Genomic DNA, 17,950 nt, shown 5'->3' on the forward strand with positions numbered 1-17,950 from the left:
TTTTGCGCACTGCGTAAAGGGCTCGGATCAGCCGAATTTACCAGTGATGTAGTCTTCTGTTTCCTTGCGCTTGGGCTTGGTAAAGATATCGTCGGTGGCGCCGACTTCCATCAGTTCGCCCAGATACATATAGGCGGTGAAATCGGATACACGTGCGGCCTGCTGCATATTGTGGGTCACGATGGCGATCGTGTAGTCCTGCTTGAGCTCGTGGACCAGTTCCTCGATATGAGCGGTCGAGATCGGGTCGAGCGCCGAGGTCGGCTCGTCCAACAGTACGACTTCCGGCTTCACGGCCACTGCGCGTGCGATGCACAAACGCTGTTGCTGACCGCCAGAGAGGCCGAGGCCAGACTGCTTGAGCTTGTCCTTGACCTCATTCCACAGCGCGGCCTTCTGCAGCGCCCACTCGATCCGATCGTCCATTTCCGAGCGGCTCAGCGATTCATACAGCTTCACGCCGAAGGCAATGTTGTCGTAGATCGACATCGGGAAGGGCGTCGGCTTCTGGAACACCATACCGACCTTGGCGCGCAGCATGTTCAGGTCGACGCTCTTATCCAGCACATTCTTACCGTTGAACAGGATCTGACCCTCGGCGCGCAGCTTGGGGTAGAGGTCGTACATGCGGTTGAAGGTGCGCAGCAGCGTGGACTTGCCGCAGCCCGATGGGCCGATAAAAGCGGTGACCTTCTTCTCGGCGATATCGAGATTGATGTTCTTCAGGGCGTGAAAGTTGCCGTAGTAGAAGTTCAGGTCACGGACCGTGAGTTTGGCGGTGGCGTTTTGGGTAGTCATCTCGTCACTTTCTGGCGATATCTGGCCTGGCCGTCGGGGCTCAGGTGCTTTCTTTCTTCAGCAGGCTGCGGGCGATCACATTCAGGATCAGTACCGCCATGGTCACGATCAGCGCGCCGGCCCAGGCGAGCGAAATCCAGTTCTCATACGGGCTCATGGCGAACTTGAAGATGGTGACCGGCAGGTTGGCCATAGGCTGATTCATGTTTGCGCTGAAGAACTGGTTGTTCAGCGCGGTAAACAGCAGCGGCGCGGTTTCGCCCGAGATGCGCGACACCGCCAGCAGGATGCCGGTGATTACGCCAGCCTTGGAGGCGCGCAGGGTGACCACGGTCACCACCTTCCAGCGCGGCGCACCGAGTGCATAAGCGGCTTCACGCATCGAATTCGGCACCAGGCGCAGCATATTCTCGGTGGTGCGCAGGACGACCGGGATCACCAGCAGCGCTAGCGCAAAGCTGCCAGCCCAGCCGGAAAAATGGCCGATGTATTGCACATAGGCGATCCAGACGAACAGGCCGATCACGATGGACGGGGCGGACAGCAGGATGTCGTTGATGAAGCGTGCGGTCGGAGCCAGCCAGCCGCGCTGACCATACTCGGCCAGGTAAATGCCGGCCAGGATGCCGATGGGCGTGCCGATCAGCGTGCCGATCAGGGCCATCATCAAGCTGCCGATGATGGCATTCAGCAGGCCGCCACCGGCGCTATCGGGTCCAGGGGTATCTTGGGTGAAGGTCGCCCAGCTGATCGCTTCCAGGCCATTGCCGAACAGGGTAAGCAGAATCCAGCCCAGCCAGAACAGACCGAAGGCCATGGCCAGCGTGGACATGGTCAGGTTGAAGCCATTGATCAGGCGACGCCGCAGATAGAGTGAGTTGTTCATGATGTGCTCTGCGATCAGGAATGGCTGCCCTCGCCCTTTTGCAGGCGCAGCAGCAGTAGCTTGGAGAGGGCCAGAACCACGAAGGTGATCAGGAACAGGATCAGGCCCATTTCGATCAGCGCGCCGTAGTGCAGTGCATCGCTGGCCTCGGCAAACTCATTGGCCAGAATGGAGGCAATCGAGTTGCCGGCATGAAATAGCGAGTCGATTGAATCGTAGGAATTCCCGATCACGAAAGTCACCGCCATGGTTTCGCCCAGTGCGCGACCTAGGCCGAGCATGATGCCGCCGACCACGCCGGTCTTGGTGTAGGGCAAGACCACGTTCCATACCACTTCCCAGGTAGTAGCGCCCAGGCCGTAAGCGGATTCCTTCAGCATGGGCGGCACCACTTCGAACACATCGCGCATTACCGAGGCAATGTAGGGAATGACCATGATGGCCAGGATTAGGCCGGCGGTGAACATGCCGATACCGAAGGGTGGGCCGTCAAACAGCGGGCCGATCACCGGAATGCCACTGGTGACTTCGGTCAGCCAGGGTTGAATCGGCGGAATGGTGATGCCCAGCCAAGTCAGTTCCTTGCCTTCCATCAGGATGGGGGCAACCACGAACAGGCCCCAGATGCCGTAGATGATAGAAGGAATGCCGGCCAGCAGTTCAATGGCGATGCCGAGTGGGCGACGCAGCCACAGCGGCGACAGCTCGGTCAGGAACAGGGCAATGCCGAAACTGATCGGTACGCCGATCAGCAGGGCGATAAAGGAAGTGATCAGCGTGCCTTGAATCGGACGCCAGGCACCAAAATTCTGCGCAACCGGGTCCCAGCTCGGCGAGAGCAGGAAGCTGGCACCAAAATGGGTAAGCGAGTCCCAGCTGCCGTGCACCAGGGAAATGATGATGGCGGTCAGCAGGACCAGGACCAGCAGCGCGGCGCCGCGGGTCAGGTTAAAGAACAGAATGTCGGCCAGGGGAGGGCGCGCAGGGCGGGCGGGGTCGGACATGAAGGACTCACGGCTCGTTACGAACATAGCGGCAGGAACCGATGTCACCATCAATCCCTGCCGTTTTGGGCGAAGCCGCGCCTAAGGGCGCGGACGCGAAGTTTACTTCAGAACCGGATTGCCAGCGGCGTCGGTCATTTGCTTCCAGGAGGCCTTGATCTGGGCGACCACTTCATCCGGCATCGGGATGTAGTCAAGATCCAGCGACAGCTTGTCGCCTTCTGGACCGTAAGCCCAATCGAAGAACTTCAGCACTTCCTGGGCGTTGGCAACCTTGTCCTGCTTCTTGTGCACCAGGATGAAGGTGGCGCCAACGATAGGCCAGGAGGCCTTGCCTGGCTCATCGGTCAGGATCTCGTAAAAGCCCGGGGCATTCTTCCAGTCGGCGTAGGCGGCAGCAGCCTTGAAGGACTCTTCGCTTGGCTGCACGAAAGCGCCCTCCTTGTTCTGCAGTGCCACGTGCGACAGCTTGTTCTTCTTGGCGTAAGCGTATTCGACGTAACCGATGGCACCCTTCAGGCGCTGCACATAGGCGGCCACACCTTCGTTGCCTTTGCCGCCGATGCCGGCAGGCCAGGCAACGGCGGTACCTTCACCGACGCTGCTCTTCCACGCCGGGCTGACCTTGGACAGATAGTTGGTGAAGATGAAGGTGGTGCCCGAGCCATCGGCGCGACGCACGATGTTCACGCGCAGATCCGGCAGCGCCAGGCCTTTATTCAAGGCGGCGATGGCGGGGTCGTTCCAGTTTTTGATCTTGCCCAGGTAGATGTCGGCCAGCACGGTCGGGGTCAGCTTCACTTGGCCGGCGGCGATGCCGGGCAAGTTGTAGACCGGCACGACGCCGCCCATCACGGTGGGGAACTGCTGCAGGCCGTTCTTGGCCAGGTCTTCCGGCTTCATCGGTGCGTCAGAGGCGCCGAAGTCCACGGTCTTGGCTTGAATCTGCTTGATGCCGCCGCCCGAACCGATCGACTGATAGTTCAGGCCGTTGCCGGTCTTTTGCTTGTAAACCTCGGCCCACTTGGCGTACAGCGGGTAGGGGAAGCTGGCACCGGCGCCGGTGATGTCGGCAGCGTGCACGACGGAAAAGCTCAGGCCGAGGATGGCAGTCGCGATCATTTTGCGGCCAAAAGACAGATACATGCTGATTCTCCGTGATATCGATAACAAGACTAAAGCGAGTAAGAACGAACCTGAACCAGTCCCGTGGGCTGCCAAGTCCTGCAAACGGACCGAATCTTAATCATCGAATATTGCGGAAAGATTACAACTCTGTCGCAGCGCAAATTGCGTGGCTCGCATTGACTTGGCGGGGCTCGGGCATATAGAATCCGCCGCCTTTGCTTTTCCATGCTTGGCTTATGCCTCGTTGGTTGGGCGTGGTTAGTTGTGCAGTGGTGGGTATTGTGCGAGTTGCAGCCTGCTTGCTGTGCGATTGATGAGAGGGGTGTGTGTTTTGTGCCCCTGTGCTGGAGAATTCGGCCGAGTTTGCCGAGCGTCTGGTTGAGCAAAATGGAAGTCTTCAAAAGTTTAATTCAGGTTGTAAATGTCCTGTCCGCCGTGGTGGTGATCGTGCTGGTGTTGTTGCAGCATGGTAAGGGTGCGGATATGGGTGCAGCCTTCGGTAGTGGTTCGTCGGGTAGTCTGTTCGGTGCCTCGGGTTCTGCAAATTTCCTGAGTAGAACGACTGCGATTTCTGCTACAATCTTTTTCTGCAGTTTGTTCGCATTGGTCTGGGTGGATTCCAAGCCTGGTGCTAATGCTGGAGCGGGTGTGATGTCTGGTGTTGTGCAGACTCAGCCGGCTTCGGGGCAAGAAAAGACGCCGGCCAAGCCGGTGCAAAACGACAATCAGAGCAGTATCCCTAACTGATTTCGTTCAAATATTTGGTGCGCTGCCGACATGGTGAAATTGGTAGACACGCTATCTTGAGGGGGTAGTGGCGCAAGCTGTGTGAGTTCGAGTCTCACTGTCGGCACCAAATTCTTAATCGCTGCAAAGTCTCCCGAAATAGGCTTGCGGCGATATCAATGGAAGCTAGACTTCCATCACGTCTAATTACGTTAAAACCGTACCGGGGAGCTTTCATGCTCGAGAACTACTTCCCAGTCCTGCTCTTCATGGTGGTGGGCTTGCTGGTTGGTGTGGCCCCTATGGCGCTTGGCAAGATAGTCAGCGTGCTATTGGGCACCAATCGTCCTGATGCGGAGAAGCTGTCTCCCTACGAGTGCGGTTTTGAGGCGTTCGAGGATGCACGCATGCAGTTTGATGTGCGTTATTACCTCGTTGCCATCCTGTTTATCCTGTTTGACCTCGAAGTTGCCTTTCTGCTGCCTTGGGCGGCGGTGATCAAGGATGTCGGCTTTCCTGGCTTTTTGGCCATGATGGTGTTTCTGGCTATTCTGGTGGTTGGCTTCGTTTATGAGTGGATGAAGGGAGCGCTGGAATGGGAGTAGCCGAGAATCCAATGGCGCAAGGTGTGATGGACAAGGGTTTCATCACGACCACTGTGGATACGGTGGTGAACTGGACGCGTACCGGCTCGCTGTGGCCAATGACCTTCGGTCTGGCCTGCTGTGCGGTCGAGATGATGCATGCGGGCGCGGCTCGTTACGATCTGGATCGCTTTGGTATCGTTTTCCGTCCTAGTCCGCGTCAGTCTGATTTGATGATCGTCGCTGGCACGCTGTGCAATAAGATGGCGCCGGCGCTGCGCAAGGTTTATGACCAGATGCCAGAGCCGCGCTGGGTGCTCTCGATGGGCTCCTGCGCCAATGGCGGCGGCTACTATCACTATTCTTACTCGGTGGTTCGCGGTTGCGACCGCATCGTGCCTGTGGATGTGTATGTCCCGGGTTGCCCTCCGACAGCTGAGGCCTTGCTCTACGGTCTGATTCAGCTGCAAAACAAGATCAAGCGCACCAACACCATCGCGCGTTAACCAAGATACGCATCATGGCAACCAAACTCGACGCGCTGCAACAAACGCTGCAAACGGCCTTGGGTGACAAGGCCGTTTCCTTGACTAAGGCTCTGGATGAATTGACTCTCGTGGTCAAGTCTTCCGACTGGCCGGCAATTTCACGCCTTCTTTGTGATCATGATGCGCTGCAGTTTAAGAGCTGCGTCGATCTATGTGGCGTGGATTACAGTACCTATAAGGACGGTGGCTGGGATGGTCGCCGTTTTGCCGTTGTTTACCATCTGCTGTCTGTCTCGTTGAATGCCCGCCTGCGTGTGCGCGTGTTTTGCGAAGACGACGAGCTGCCGCTGATCAATTCGGTGCTGGATGTCTGGCCTGGGGTCAACTGGTTCGAGCGCGAAGCTTTTGACCTTTACGGCATTGTGTTCACCGGCCACCCCGACCTGCGCCGAATCCTGACTGACTATGGTTTTGTCGGTCACCCCTTCCGCAAGGATTTCCCACTGTCTGGCAATGTGGAAATGCGCTACGACCCGACTCAAGGGCGCGTGATTTACCAGCCCGTGACCATCGAGCCGCGCGAGATCACTCCGCGCATCATTCGCGAGGAGAACTACGGTGGCTGAGATCAAGAATTACACGCTGAACTTCGGCCCACAGCACCCGGCTGCGCACGGCGTGTTGCGCCTGGTGCTGGAGCTGGATGGCGAAGTCGTGCAACGCGCCGACCCGCATATCGGCCTGTTGCATCGCGCTACCGAGAAGCTGGCCGAGCATAAGACCTTCATCCAGTCGGTTCCCTATATGGACCGACTCGACTATGTGTCGATGATGTGTAATGAGCACGCCTATGTGATGGCGATCGAGAAGCTGATGGGCATCGAGGTGCCTATCCGTGCTCAATACATTCGCGTCATGTTTGACGAAATCACCCGTATCCTGAACCACCTGATGTGGATTGGTGCGCACGGTCTCGATTGCGGCGCGATGACCATCTTCCTGTACGCCTTCCGTGAGCGTGAGGATTTGATGGACTGCTATGAGGCGGTATCGGGTGCGCGTATGCACGCAGCCTACTACCGCCCGGGTGGTGTCTATCGCGACCTGCCGGACAGCATGCCGCAGTACCAGGCTTCCAAGGTGCGTAATGCCGCGGCGATTCGTCAGCTGAATGAGAACCGCCAGGGCTCGCTGCTCGATTTCATTGAAGACTTCACCCGTCGTTTCCCGACCTATGTCGACGAATACGAAACGCTGCTGACCGATAACCGTATCTGGAAGCAGCGCACTGTCGGTATCGGTGTGGTGTCGCCTGAACGCGCGATCCAGCTTGGCCTATCCGGCGCGATGCTGCGTGGTTCGGGTGTCGAATGGGATCTGCGTAAGAAGCAGCCCTACGAGGTCTACGACAAGCTCGATTTCGACATCCCGGTCGGCGTGAATGGCGATTGCTATGACCGCTATCTGTGCCGTGTCGAAGAAATGCGTCAGTCCAACCGCATCATCAAGCAGTGCGTGGATTGGCTGCGCAAGAACCCTGGTCCGGTCATCGTCGACAATCACAAGGTGGCGCCGCCTTCGCGTCTCGACATGAAGTCGAATATGGAAGAGCTGATCCACCACTTCAAGCTGTTCACCGAGGGCATGCATGTGCCCGAAGGCGAAGCCTATGCAGCGGTTGAACACCCGAAGGGCGAGTTCGGCATCTATCTGGTGTCTGATGGCGCCAACAAACCCTACCGCCTGAAGATTCGTGCGCCGGGCTTTGTTCACCTGTCTGCGCTGGATGAAATGGCGCGTGGCCATATGATTTCGGATGTCGTGGCGATCATCGGTACGCAGGACATCGTGTTTGGGGAGATTGACCGGTGAGTGATCTCAATGCAGGGCTGAGCCCGGAATCTCTCGCGCAGATTGATCGCGAAGTGGCCAAGTATCCGGCCGATCAGAAGCGCTCGGCTGTCATGTCGGCCTTGCGCATTGCGCAGGTTGAAAAGCGCTGGTTGTCGAGCGACACGATCAAGTTCGTGGCTGACTACTTGGGTATTGCGCCCATGGCCGCCCACGAAGTGGCGACTTTCTACAATATGTATGACCGTAGCCCGGTTGGTAAGTACAAGCTGACTGTGTGCACCAATCTGCCTTGTGCTTTGTCGGGCGGTGCTGATGCCGGTGAGTATCTGCAAAAGAAGCTGGGTATCGGTTACAACGAGACCACCGCTGACGGCAAGTTCACCCTCAAGGAAGGCGAGTGCATGGGCGCTTGCGGCTACGCGCCGGTGATGCTGGTCAATAACCACACCATGTGTAACCACATGACGCCAGATGCGATTGATCGCAAGCTGGCTGAACTCAACTAAGGCCGGGGACGAAGCGCATGACCGTTTACGTCAAAGGCGTTGTATTCGACGGCGTCGATTTTGATGATCCGAACTCCTGGAACATCGACGCCTACATCCAGCGCGGTGGCTATGCAGCCCTGAAGAAGATCATTGCCGAGGGCATCAGCCAGGACGCGATCATTGCCGAGCTGAAGACCTCGTCCCTGCGTGGTCGTGGTGGCGCGGGTTTCCCTACCGGCCTGAAGTGGTCTTTCATGCCGCGCAGCTTTCCGGGTCAGAAATACCTGGTCTGCAATACCGATGAGGGCGAGCCGGGTACCTTCAAGGACCTGGACATCATCGTCAATAACCCGCACGCATTGATCGAAGGCATGATCATCGGCGGTTATGCGATGGGCATTTCGGTCGGCTACAACTACATCCACGGTGAAGTATTCGCCGCCTACGAGCGTTTCGAAGCCGCATTGGAAGAGGCGCGTCGCGCCGGCTTCCTCGGCGACAAGATTCTCGGCAGCGATTTCAGCTTCCAGCTGCATGCGCACCATGGTTATGGCGCCTATATCTGCGGTGAAGAAACGGCGCTGCTGGAGTCGCTGGAAGGCAAGAAGGGTCAGCCGCGCTTCAAGCCGCCTTTCCCGGCCAGCTTCGGTCTGTATGGCAAGCCGACCACGATCAATAACACCGAGACCTTTGCGTCGGTGCCCTACATCATCCGTGAAGGCGGGCAGAAGTTCCTCGAACTCGGCAAGCCGAATAACGGTGGCACCAAGCTGTTCTCGGTATCTGGTCATGTCAATCGTCCGGGCAATTTCGAGATTCCGCTCGGCACGCCGTTCAGCGAACTGCTGGAAATGGCCGGTGGCATGCGCGGTGGCAAGAAGCTGAAGGCCGTGATCCCTGGTGGTTCCTCGGCGCCGGTGCTGCCTGGTCACATCATGATGGAAACCACCATGGACTACGATGCGATCGCCAAGGCCGGCTCCATGCTGGGTTCGGGCGCCGTCATCGTCATGGACGAGACCGTCTGCATGGTTAAGGCGCTGCGTCGCCTGTCCTACTTCTACTACGAAGAGTCCTGCGGTCAGTGCACACCTTGCCGTGAAGGTACCGGCTGGTTGTACCGCGTGGTGGACCGCATCGAGCGCGGCCTGGGCCGCCCGGAAGACCTCGAGCTGCTGGAGTCGGTCGGCAAGAACATCGCTGGCCGCACCATCTGCGCGCTGGGCGATGCCGCCGTGATGCCGGTGCAAGGCATGCTCAAGCACTTCCGCGATGAGTTCCTGCACCATATCGAACACAAGAAATGCATTGTGCCTGGCTACTAAGTAGTCAGCCCCGAGCGGGTTTGCCAGCAAACCCTTCCTTGGCTGGTCGCAACAGACCAGGCATCCGCCAGTAGTAACAAACGAAAGTTCGGGCAGCCCGACCATGCTTGAAATCGAAATCGACGGTACCAAACTGACAGTCCCCAATGGCACTACGGTCATTGAGGCTGCGCGTTCTATCGGTACGCATATTCCTCACTTCTGCTATCACAAGAAGCTCTCGATTGCGGCCAACTGCCGCATGTGCCTCGTGCAGGTCGAGAAAGCGCCCAAGCCGCTGCCGGCTTGCGCTACGCCGGTCAATGATGGCATGAAGGTGTTTACGCACTCGGACATGGCTGTCAAGGCCCAGCAGGGCGTGATGGAATTCCTGCTAATCAATCACCCGCTCGACTGTCCGATCTGTGACCAGGGCGGCGAGTGTCAGCTGCAGGATCTGGCCGTCGGTTATGGTGCGTCGAGCTCGCGCTATGAAGAAGAAAAGCGCGTGGTGCCGAACAAGGATCTCGGTCCGCTGATTTCCACCGATATGACCCGCTGCATTCACTGCACGCGCTGCGTACGCTTCACCGAAGAAGTGGCCGGCATGCAGGAGATCGGCATGGCCGGCCGCGGCGAGCACTCCGAGATCATGTCCTTCATCGGTATGACCGTGGATTCGGAAATCTCCGGCAACGTGATCGATCTGTGTCCGGTTGGCGCGCTGACCTCCAAGCCTTTCCGTTACACCGCCCGTACCTGGGAGTTGTCGCGCCGCAAGAGCGTGAGCCCGCACGATGGCCTGGGCAGCAATCTGGTGGTGCAGGTCAAGAGCGATCGCGTGATGCGCGTGCTGCCGCTGGAAAATGAAGCCATCAATGAATGCTGGATCGCCGACCGCGATCGCTTCTCCTACGAAGCATTGAATAGCGAACAACGCCTGACCAAGCCCATGCTCAAGCAAGGCGGTCAGTGGATCGAGACCGACTGGCAGACCGCCCTCGAATACGTGGGTAATGGCCTGAAGTCGATCAGCAATGAATTTGGCGCGCAGTCACTGGCTGTGCTGGCCACCCCGCACTCGAGCGTGGAAGAGCTGTTCCTGCTCAACAAGCTGAGCACGGCGCTTGGTGCCGGTGCTGCCAGCTTTGGGACTCGTTATGCCGATGCGCGCTTGGCCCCTGCCCAGCAGGGCGCAAGCTGGCTTGGTCAGCCCATCGCCGATATCGCCGCTGCCAAAGCGGTGCTGCTGATTGGTTCGACCGTGCGCAAGGAGCAACCGCTGCTTGCCCAGCGTCTGCGTCAGGCTGTCAAGCGTGGCCTCAAGCTGTCGCTGATCAACCCGATGGATGACGAGTTGTTCACCACGGTGAGCAATAAGCTGATCGTCCGTCCGGATCAACTGGTCGAAGCACTGGCTGGCGTGGTCAAGGCCGCTGCTGAACTCAAGCAGCAAGCCGTGCCGGCTGAGCTCGCGAACGCCGTGGTCAGCGACGCTGCCCGTGCCATCGCCGAACAGCTGCTGGCCGCTACCGCCAATGAAGGCGACCGCGCCGCACTGCTGCTGGGCAATCTGGCTGCACACTCCCCGCGTGCCGCCGAGATCGCCAGCTTGGCTGCCCAACTGGCCGAGCTGACCGGTGCCACCCTGGGCTGGATGAGCGAAGCCGCCAACACGGTTGGCGCGCAGGTACTGGGCCTGCAGGCGAGCAATGCGCTGACTCAGTCGTGCAAGGCGGTACTGCTGTTCAATACCGAACTGGAATTCGATAGCCATGACGCGCAGGCTGCGTTGGCGGTCGCCAAGCAGGCCGAAATGGTCGTGGCCTTCTCGGCCTTCAAGCATGGCGCGCTCGATTACGCCGATGTGCTGCTGCCGATTACCCCGTTCTCGGAAACTGCCGGTAGCTTCATCAATATGGAAGGCAAGCTGCAAGCCTTCAATGGCGTGGTCAAGCCACTCGGCGATAGCCGTCCGGGCTGGAAGGTGCTGCGTGTGCTGGGCAATCTGCTCGGTCTGGAAGGTTTCGACTTCGACAATGCCGAAGCCGTACGCAAGGCTGCGCTGCCGCAAGGCGAGGCGGGCATCGCTGCTAAGCTGAGCAATGCCGTGCAGGGCGTCAGCATCCAGCTGCAGGCGCCATCGGCTGGCCTAGTGCGTCTGGGTGAAGTGCCGATCTATCAGGCTGATGCACTGGTGCGTCGTGCACCGTCGTTGCAGAAGACCCGTGATGCGGTCGCCCCGCAAGTGGGCCTGTCCGCCGCCACCGCCCAGCAGCTTGGTGTACAGGCTGGTGAGCGCGTGCAAGTCAGCCAGGGCGATGCCCATGCTAGCTTCCAGGTCGCGCTGGACGCCGGCCTGGCCGATGGCGTGGTGCGTCTGGCCGTTGCTCACCCGGACACCGTGGTGCTTGGCGCCATGTTCGCTCCCATTCAACTGACGCGCGCCTGAGGAGACAGTCATGATCGACGCGCTGCATAACGGTTTCCTCTCCGTGCTCGGCCCGACTCTGGGTCTGTTTGCCTGGACTCTGCTGAAGATCATCCTGATCGTTGCGCCGCTGTTCGGCGCGGTGGCCTACGCGACGCTGTATGAGCGCAAGGTGATCGGCTATATGCAGATCCGTATCGGCCCGAACCGCGTGGGTCCGTTCGGTTTGCTGCAACCGATTGCCGACGGCCTGAAGCTGTTGCTGAAGGAAATCATTTCCCCGCAAGCTGCTTCCACCGGCCTGTTCTTCCTGGCTCCAGTGATGGTGTTGGCGCCGGCGCTAGCGGTATGGGCGGTAGTGCCCTTTGCCCCTGGCTTGGTGTTGGCTGACGTAAACGCGGGTCTCTTGTATGTGATGGCCATCAGCTCGCTGGGCGTGTACGGCATCATTGTGGCTGGCTGGGCGTCCAACTCCAAGTACGCTTTCCTTGGTGCTTTGCGTGCCTCGGCTCAGGTGATTTCCTACGAGCTGGCCATGGGTTTTGCTCTGGTCGGTGTCCTGATGGTGTCGGGCAGTCTGAACCTTAGCGATATCGTGAATCAGCAAGGCCACGGCATCGGCGGTGGTTCCATCCTGTCCTGGAACTTCATCCCGCTGTTCCCCTTATTTCTGGTCTACCTGATCGCTGGCGTGGCGGAAACCAACCGCGCACCGTTCGACGTGGCCGAAGGCGAGTCGGAAATCGTGGCCGGTCACATGATCGAGTATTCGGGCATGTCCTTCGCCCTGTTCTTCCTGGGTGAGTACGCGAACATCTGGCTGATCTGCGCGATGACCTCGGTGTTGTTCATGGGTGGCTGGTTGTCGCCATTCGCAGCGACCATCCCCGTATTGGGCGCGCCAAGCATCTTCTGGTTGCTGGGCAAGATGATGTTCGTGATGTTCCTGTTCCTGTGGTTCCGTGCGACCTTCCCACGCTATCGCTACGACCAGTTGATGCGCCTGGGTTGGAAGGTATTCATCCCGGTGACCCTTGTTTGGATCGTCCTGGTCGCCGCCTGGATGCAAACCCCGTATTCGCTCTGGTGAGTTGAGCACCATGGAAAAGATTCAGAATTTCTTCAAGACCTTCCTGCTGGTTGAACTGGTCAAGGGCATGGCGCTCACGGGCCGGCATTTCTTCCAGCGCAAGATCACTGTTCAGTTTCCGGAAGAGAAGACGCCGTATTCGCCGCGCTTCCGTGGCCTGCACGCTCAGCGTCGCTATGCGAATGGCGAGGAGCGCTGCATTGCCTGCAAGCTGTGTGAAGCGGTGTGCCCGGCCATGGCCATCACCATCGAGTCGGAAGTGCGTGATGACGGCACGCGCCGTACCTCGCGCTACGACATCGATCTGACCAAGTGCATCTTCTGCGGCTTTTGCGAAGAAGCCTGTCCGGTCGACGCGATTGTGGAAACCCATGTGCTCGAATACCACGGCGAGAAGCGTGGCGACCTGTATTACACCAAGCCCATGCTGCTGGCAGTGGGTGACAAGTACGAAGCCGAGATCGCGAAGAACCGCGAAGCCGATGCCAAGTACCGCTAAACGACTATTACCGAGCCGGCAGCCATGACCCTGACCACTGTCATCTTCTATATTTTCGCGGCCATCCTGATCGCTTCGGCGCTACGGGTGATTACCGCCAAGAACCCGGTGCACGCCGCACTGAGCCTGGTGCTGTCCTTCTTCACCGGCGCCGTGCTGTGGATGCTGATCGAGGCTGAATTCCTCGCCATCTCGCTGGTACTCGTTTACGTCGGCGCGGTGATGGTGCTCTTCCTCTTCGTGGTGATGATGCTGGACATCAACTTCGAAGAGCTGCGCAAGGGTTTCTGGAGCTACTTCCCCTTCGCCGCCGTGGTTGCCGTGATCATGGCCGCCGAAATGGTGCTGATCCTGATCGCGCCGAGCACTGGCCTCGACGCTTATTCTGCCGTCGCACCGCTGCCGGAAGGCGTGTCCAACATCAAGCAGCTCGGCGTACCAATTTACACCGACTACCTGCTGCCCTTCGAGCTGGCCGCCGTGCTCCTGCTGGTTGCCATGATCGCCGCAGTGTCGCTGACCCTGCGTCGCCGCAAGAACACCAAGTACATTGATCCGGCTGAGCAGATCAAGGTGAAGCGCAACGACCGTCTGCGCATCGTCAAGATGGACGCCGTGGTCGAGCAGCCTGAGCCTGCTGCTGCCGATGAGGCTGGCGACAAGCCAGCGGCCTGAACCGAGACAAGACGAGCTTACAAGCCATGACGCTGACCCATTACCTCGTGCTGGCCGCGATCCTGTTCGCGATTTCGGTATTCGGCATTTTCATGAACCGCAAGAACATCATCGTGCTCTTGATGGCAATTGAACTGATGCTGCTGGCCGTGAATATGAATTTCATCGCCTTCTCCAAGTATCTGGGCGATACCGGTGGACAGATTTTCGTGTTCTTCATCCTGACCGTGGCAGCTGCTGAGTCCGCCATCGGTCTGGCTATCCTGGTCGTGCTGTTCCGTAACACCCGCTCGATCAATGTGGAAGATCTGGACAGCCTGAAGGGCTGACCCGAACTGCCCGATTGCAGCAAAGCCGCCGACCTACACAAGTAATACAGAACAAGACCGCGCTATGGATAAACCGACGCTCTATCTGCTGATCCCCCTTCTGCCGCTGTTTGGCGCCATCGTCGCCGGCCTGTTTGGCCGCTTCGTCGGTCGTGCCGGCGCGCACTGGGTGACCATTCTCGGTGTGGCTGCCGCCTGTGTCGGCTCCTTCTATGTGCTGTACGACCAGCTCAATGGCGGCGAGGCCTATAACGGCAATGTCTACACCTGGCTGACGGTGGACGGTATCGATGTCTCGGTCGGTTTCCTGGTCGACAAGCTGACCGCCATGATGATGGTGGTGGTGACCTTCGTGTCGCTGATGGTGCACATCTACACCATCGGCTATATGGAGGAAGATCCCGGCTACCAGCGCTTCTTCAGCTATATCTCGCTGTTCACCTTCTCGATGCTGATGCTGGTGATGGCCAATAACTTCGTGCAGCTGTTCTTCGGCTGGGAAGCTGTGGGCCTGGTGTCCTACCTGCTGATCGGTTTCTGGTTCAAGCGCCCGACCGCCATCTTCGCCAATCTGAAGGCGTTCCTGGTCAACCGCGTGGGTGACTTCGGCTTCCTGCTCGGCATCGGCTTGGTGCTCGCGCACTTCGGTTCTTTCTATTACGCCGATGTCTTCGCCAGCGCGCCGGCCATGAAGGACGCCACCATCAGCCTGTTCCCAGGCGTGCAATGGTCCTTGCTCAGTGTGGCTTGCATCCTGCTGTTCATTGGTGCGATGGGTAAGTCCGCCCAGTTCCCCTTGCATGTCTGGCTGCCCGATTCGATGGAAGGGCCGACCCCGATCTCCGCCCTGATCCATGCGGCAACCATGGTGACCGCCGGTATCTTCATGGTCGCGCGTATGTCGCCGCTGTTCGAGCTGTCCGATACCGCGCTGAACTTCATCATGATCATCGGTTCGATCACCGCGCTGTTCATGGGCTTCCTGGGCATCATCCAGAACGATATCAAGCGCGTGGTGGCTTACTCGACCCTGTCGCAGCTCGGTTATATGACCGTCGCGTTGGGCGCCTCGGCCTACTCGGTCGCGGTGTTCCACCTGATGACGCACGCCTTCTTCAAGGCCTTGCTCTTCCTTGCAGCCGGCGCCGTGATCATGGCTATGCACCATGACCAGGACATCCGTCGCATGGGTGGCTTGAAGAAGTACATGCCAACCATTTACTGGACCTCGCTGTTCGGCTCTCTGGCGCTGATCGGTACGCCTTTCCTGTCCGGTTTCTACTCGAAGGATTCCATCATCCTAGCCGTGGGCGCTTCGCAGCTGCCAGCCGCTGGGTGGGCTTACTTCGCGGTGCTGACCGGCGTATTCGTGACCGCCTTCTACTCCTTCCGTATGTTCTTCCTGGTCTTCCATGGCGAGGAGCGTTTCGGCAAGGTGGATGAGCATCATGGACATGACGAGCATCACGCCGACGATGACCACCATCATGGTCTGGCGCCGGGCGAGAAGCCGCACAGCCCGGGTCTGGTGGTGACTGGCCCGCTGGTTGCGCTGGCCATCCCGTCCCTGGTCATTGGTTTTATCGCCATCGGCCCGATGTTGGCGGGTGACTTCTTCAAGAATGTGATCTTCGTGAACAGCGAAGCACACCCGGCCATGGAAGCGGTCATTCACCATGCGCATGACGCGCTGGGCATGGGCCTGCACGCCTTTATGACGCTGCCGTTCTGGCTGGCGCTGGGCGGTGTAGTGACGGCCTGGTTCTTCTATCTGAAGAAGCCGTCGATTCCGGCCGCGATTCAGGCCAAGACCGGCGCGCTGAATACCTTGCTGGAAAACAAGTACTACATGGATCACCTTTATATCCAGGGTTTTGCGACCTTCGGTCGCAAGCTGGGCAAGGTGTTCTGGAAGGCGGGCGATACCGTCCTGATCGATGGTCTGATCGTCAACGGTGCCGCCAAGCTGGTGGGTGTGTTCGCAGGTCTGGTGCGTCGCGTACAGACTGGCTACATCTACCATTACGCGTTTGCCATGATCATCGGCGCCTTGCTGCTGCTGACCTGGTGGCTGGGTCGCTTCCTGATTACGCAGTAATCGTGCGCTGTGCACGCTTAAAGAAAACACATTCAGTAGGTAAGGGTGGATATGTCTGAACATCTGTTGAGTCTGGCGATCTGGGTGCCGATCGTGGCCGGCCTCATCGTGCTAGCGACCGGCGGCGATAGCCGCGCCGGCTGGGCACGCGTGATCGCGCTGCTGGGCGCATTGCTGGGCTTCCTGGTTACCATCCCGCTCTACACCGAGTTTGCAGATCTGCACGGTGGCATGCAGTTCGTGGAAAAGATGCCGTGGATCCCGGCCTTCAATATCAACTACCACCTCGGTGTTGATGGCCTGTCCATGTTCTTCGTGATCCTGAATGCCTTTACCACGCTGCTGGTGGTGATCGCCGGCTGGGAAGTGATCGAGAAGCGCGTTGCCCAATACATGGCGGCCTTCCTGATCATGTCCGGCTTGATCAATGGCGCGTTTGCCGCAATGGATGCGATGCTGTTCTATGTGTTTTTTGAAGCGATGCTGGTGCCGCTATACCTGATCGTTGGTGTGTGGGGCGGTCAGAATCGCGTCTACGCCGCGATCAAGCTGTTCCTGTACACGCTGATGGGTTCGCTGCTGCTGCTGGTGACCTTCATCTACCTGTATTTCCAGGCCGGCAAGACCTTCGAGATCGCCGAATTCCAACGCGTTGCCCTGCCGCTGGCCGTGCAAGGCTTCATGATGATTGCCTTCTTCTTCGCCTTTGCGGTGAAGGTGCCGATGTTCCCGGTGCACACCTGGCTGCCAGATGCCCACGTGGAAGCGCCGACCGGCGGTTCCATGGTACTGGCTGCGATTACCCTGAAGCTTGGCGCTTACGGCTTCCTGCGTTTTGCCCTGCCGATTGCACCGGATGCCGCCCGTGAATGGGGCTGGATCATCATCGCGCTGTCCCTGGTCGCCGTGGTTTATATCGGCCTGGTTGCCCTGGTGCAGACCGATATGAAGAAGCTGGTCGCCTATTCCTCGATTTCCCATATGGGCTTCGTGACACTGGGCTTCTATATGTTCGCCGATGGCGCACCAACCACCTACGGTGTCGAAGGCGCGCTGGTGCAGATGATTTCGCACGGCTTCGTGTCGGCCGCCATGTTCTTCTGTATCGGTGTCATGTACGACCGTGTGCACAGCCGCAAGATCGCCGACTACGGCGGTGTGGCCAATACCATGCCCAAGTTCGCTGCCTTCTTCCTGCTGTTCGCGATGGCCAACTCCGGTCTGCCGGCTACCTCGGGTTTCGTCGGTGAATTCATGGTGATCATCGGTGCCGTCAAGGTGAACTTCTGGTACGCGTTTGCCGCTGCCACCACCCTGATCTTCGGCGCTGCCTACACGCTGTGGATGTATAAGCGGGTGATCTTCGGCGAAGTGGCCAATGAGCACGTTGCCGAGCTCAAGGATGTGAATCTGCGTGAATTCGCCGTGCTGGCCGTGCTGGCCGTGACCGTGCTGGGCATGGGTCTGTACCCACAAGCCTTCACCGAAAAGATGCACACCAGCGTCGATACGCTGATCACCCAAGTTAAACACTCCAAGCTGCCTTGAGACGAACCGGGATTAAACAA

Annotated in this window: 18 protein-coding genes and 1 tRNA gene; 15 read left to right on the forward strand and 4 right to left on the reverse strand. The window is 58.7% G+C overall.

Features of this window, described 5'->3' with window-relative positions:
- Positions 1–27 precede the first annotated feature (27 nt).
- From pstB to pstS, 4 genes are all read right to left on the reverse strand, one after another.
- Positions 28–798 carry a phosphate ABC transporter ATP-binding protein PstB gene (pstB, locus tag BT173_RS14345; protein WP_072429354.1) on the reverse strand — a complete coding sequence of 257 codons (771 nt, stop codon included), beginning with the start codon at positions 796–798 and terminating at the stop codon, positions 28–30.
- Positions 799–838: 40 nt separating this feature from the next.
- Complete coding sequence (gene pstA, locus BT173_RS14350; protein WP_072429355.1) at positions 839–1,684, reverse strand: phosphate ABC transporter permease PstA; 846 nt, start codon at positions 1,682–1,684, stop codon at positions 839–841.
- A 14-nt stretch (positions 1,685–1,698) separates the two neighbouring features.
- Positions 1,699–2,688 (reverse strand): phosphate ABC transporter permease subunit PstC, encoded by a 990-nt coding sequence (pstC, locus tag BT173_RS14355; RefSeq protein WP_084658649.1) that lies wholly within the window; start codon positions 2,686–2,688, stop codon positions 1,699–1,701.
- A 102-nt stretch (positions 2,689–2,790) separates the two neighbouring features.
- A complete protein-coding gene (gene pstS, locus BT173_RS14360; protein WP_072429357.1) occupies positions 2,791–3,834 on the reverse strand; it encodes a phosphate ABC transporter substrate-binding protein PstS in 1,044 nt (347 codons plus the stop codon).
- A 369-nt stretch (positions 3,835–4,203) separates the two neighbouring features.
- Here pstS and secG point away from each other — a divergent pair, with 369 nt between their 5' ends.
- The 15 genes from secG to BT173_RS14435 all read left to right on the forward strand — a co-directional run bounded on the left by secG (position 4,204) and on the right by BT173_RS14435 (position 17,930).
- Entirely contained in the window at positions 4,204–4,563 is a 360-nt protein-coding gene (gene secG, locus BT173_RS14365; RefSeq protein ID WP_072429358.1) for a preprotein translocase subunit SecG, read from the forward strand.
- Positions 4,564–4,587: 24 nt separating this feature from the next.
- Positions 4,588–4,672, forward strand: a tRNA-Leu gene (locus tag BT173_RS14370).
- 106 nt (positions 4,673–4,778) lie between these two features.
- Positions 4,779–5,147: an NADH-quinone oxidoreductase subunit A gene (locus tag BT173_RS14375; RefSeq protein ID WP_072429359.1), complete on the forward strand. Its 369-nt coding sequence runs from the start codon at positions 4,779–4,781 to the stop codon at positions 5,145–5,147.
- Between the two features lie 11 nt (positions 5,148–5,158).
- Positions 5,159–5,632 (forward strand): NuoB/complex I 20 kDa subunit family protein, encoded by a 474-nt coding sequence (locus BT173_RS14380; RefSeq protein WP_072429360.1) that lies wholly within the window; start codon positions 5,159–5,161, stop codon positions 5,630–5,632.
- 14 nt (positions 5,633–5,646) lie between these two features.
- A complete protein-coding gene (locus BT173_RS14385; protein WP_072429361.1) occupies positions 5,647–6,240 on the forward strand; it encodes an NADH-quinone oxidoreductase subunit C in 594 nt (197 codons plus the stop codon).
- On the forward strand, positions 6,233–7,486 hold the full coding sequence (locus BT173_RS14390; protein WP_072429362.1) for an NADH-quinone oxidoreductase subunit D: 1,254 nt from the start codon (positions 6,233–6,235) through the stop codon (positions 7,484–7,486). The genes BT173_RS14385 and BT173_RS14390 overlap by 8 nt, the downstream gene beginning before the upstream one ends.
- Before the next feature lie 17 nt (positions 7,487–7,503).
- Positions 7,504–7,974 carry an NADH-quinone oxidoreductase subunit NuoE gene (gene nuoE, locus BT173_RS14395; protein ID WP_072429407.1) on the forward strand — a complete coding sequence of 157 codons (471 nt, stop codon included), beginning with the start codon at positions 7,504–7,506 and terminating at the stop codon, positions 7,972–7,974.
- Between the two features lie 17 nt (positions 7,975–7,991).
- The gene (nuoF, locus tag BT173_RS14400) at positions 7,992–9,281 is read left to right on the forward strand and encodes an NADH-quinone oxidoreductase subunit NuoF (RefSeq protein ID WP_072429363.1); all 1,290 of its coding nucleotides are present in this window, start codon (positions 7,992–7,994) and stop codon (positions 9,279–9,281) included.
- A 103-nt stretch (positions 9,282–9,384) separates the two neighbouring features.
- The gene (gene nuoG, locus BT173_RS14405) at positions 9,385–11,712 is read left to right on the forward strand and encodes an NADH-quinone oxidoreductase subunit NuoG (protein ID WP_072429364.1); all 2,328 of its coding nucleotides are present in this window, start codon (positions 9,385–9,387) and stop codon (positions 11,710–11,712) included.
- Positions 11,713–11,722: 10 nt separating this feature from the next.
- Positions 11,723–12,781, forward strand: coding sequence for an NADH-quinone oxidoreductase subunit NuoH (gene nuoH, locus BT173_RS14410; protein WP_072429365.1), 1,059 nt, complete (start codon positions 11,723–11,725; stop codon positions 12,779–12,781).
- A gap of 10 nt (positions 12,782–12,791) precedes the next feature.
- A complete protein-coding gene (nuoI, locus tag BT173_RS14415; protein ID WP_072429366.1) occupies positions 12,792–13,280 on the forward strand; it encodes an NADH-quinone oxidoreductase subunit NuoI in 489 nt (162 codons plus the stop codon).
- Between the two features lie 24 nt (positions 13,281–13,304).
- The gene (locus BT173_RS14420) at positions 13,305–13,955 is read left to right on the forward strand and encodes an NADH-quinone oxidoreductase subunit J (RefSeq protein ID WP_072429367.1); all 651 of its coding nucleotides are present in this window, start codon (positions 13,305–13,307) and stop codon (positions 13,953–13,955) included.
- Positions 13,956–13,981: 26 nt separating this feature from the next.
- Positions 13,982–14,284 (forward strand): NADH-quinone oxidoreductase subunit NuoK, encoded by a 303-nt coding sequence (gene nuoK / locus BT173_RS14425; protein WP_072429368.1) that lies wholly within the window; start codon positions 13,982–13,984, stop codon positions 14,282–14,284.
- Between the two features lie 64 nt (positions 14,285–14,348).
- Positions 14,349–16,382 (forward strand): NADH-quinone oxidoreductase subunit L, encoded by a 2,034-nt coding sequence (gene nuoL / locus BT173_RS14430; protein ID WP_072429369.1) that lies wholly within the window; start codon positions 14,349–14,351, stop codon positions 16,380–16,382.
- 51 nt (positions 16,383–16,433) lie between these two features.
- Positions 16,434–17,930, forward strand: a complete 1,497-nt coding sequence (locus BT173_RS14435) for an NADH-quinone oxidoreductase subunit M (protein WP_072429370.1) — start codon at positions 16,434–16,436, stop codon at positions 17,928–17,930.
- Positions 17,931–17,950 lie beyond the last annotated feature (20 nt).

Source organism: Chitinimonas taiwanensis DSM 18899 (assembly GCF_900119825.1).
GTDB lineage: Bacteria > Pseudomonadota > Gammaproteobacteria > Burkholderiales > Chitinimonadaceae > Chitinimonas > Chitinimonas taiwanensis.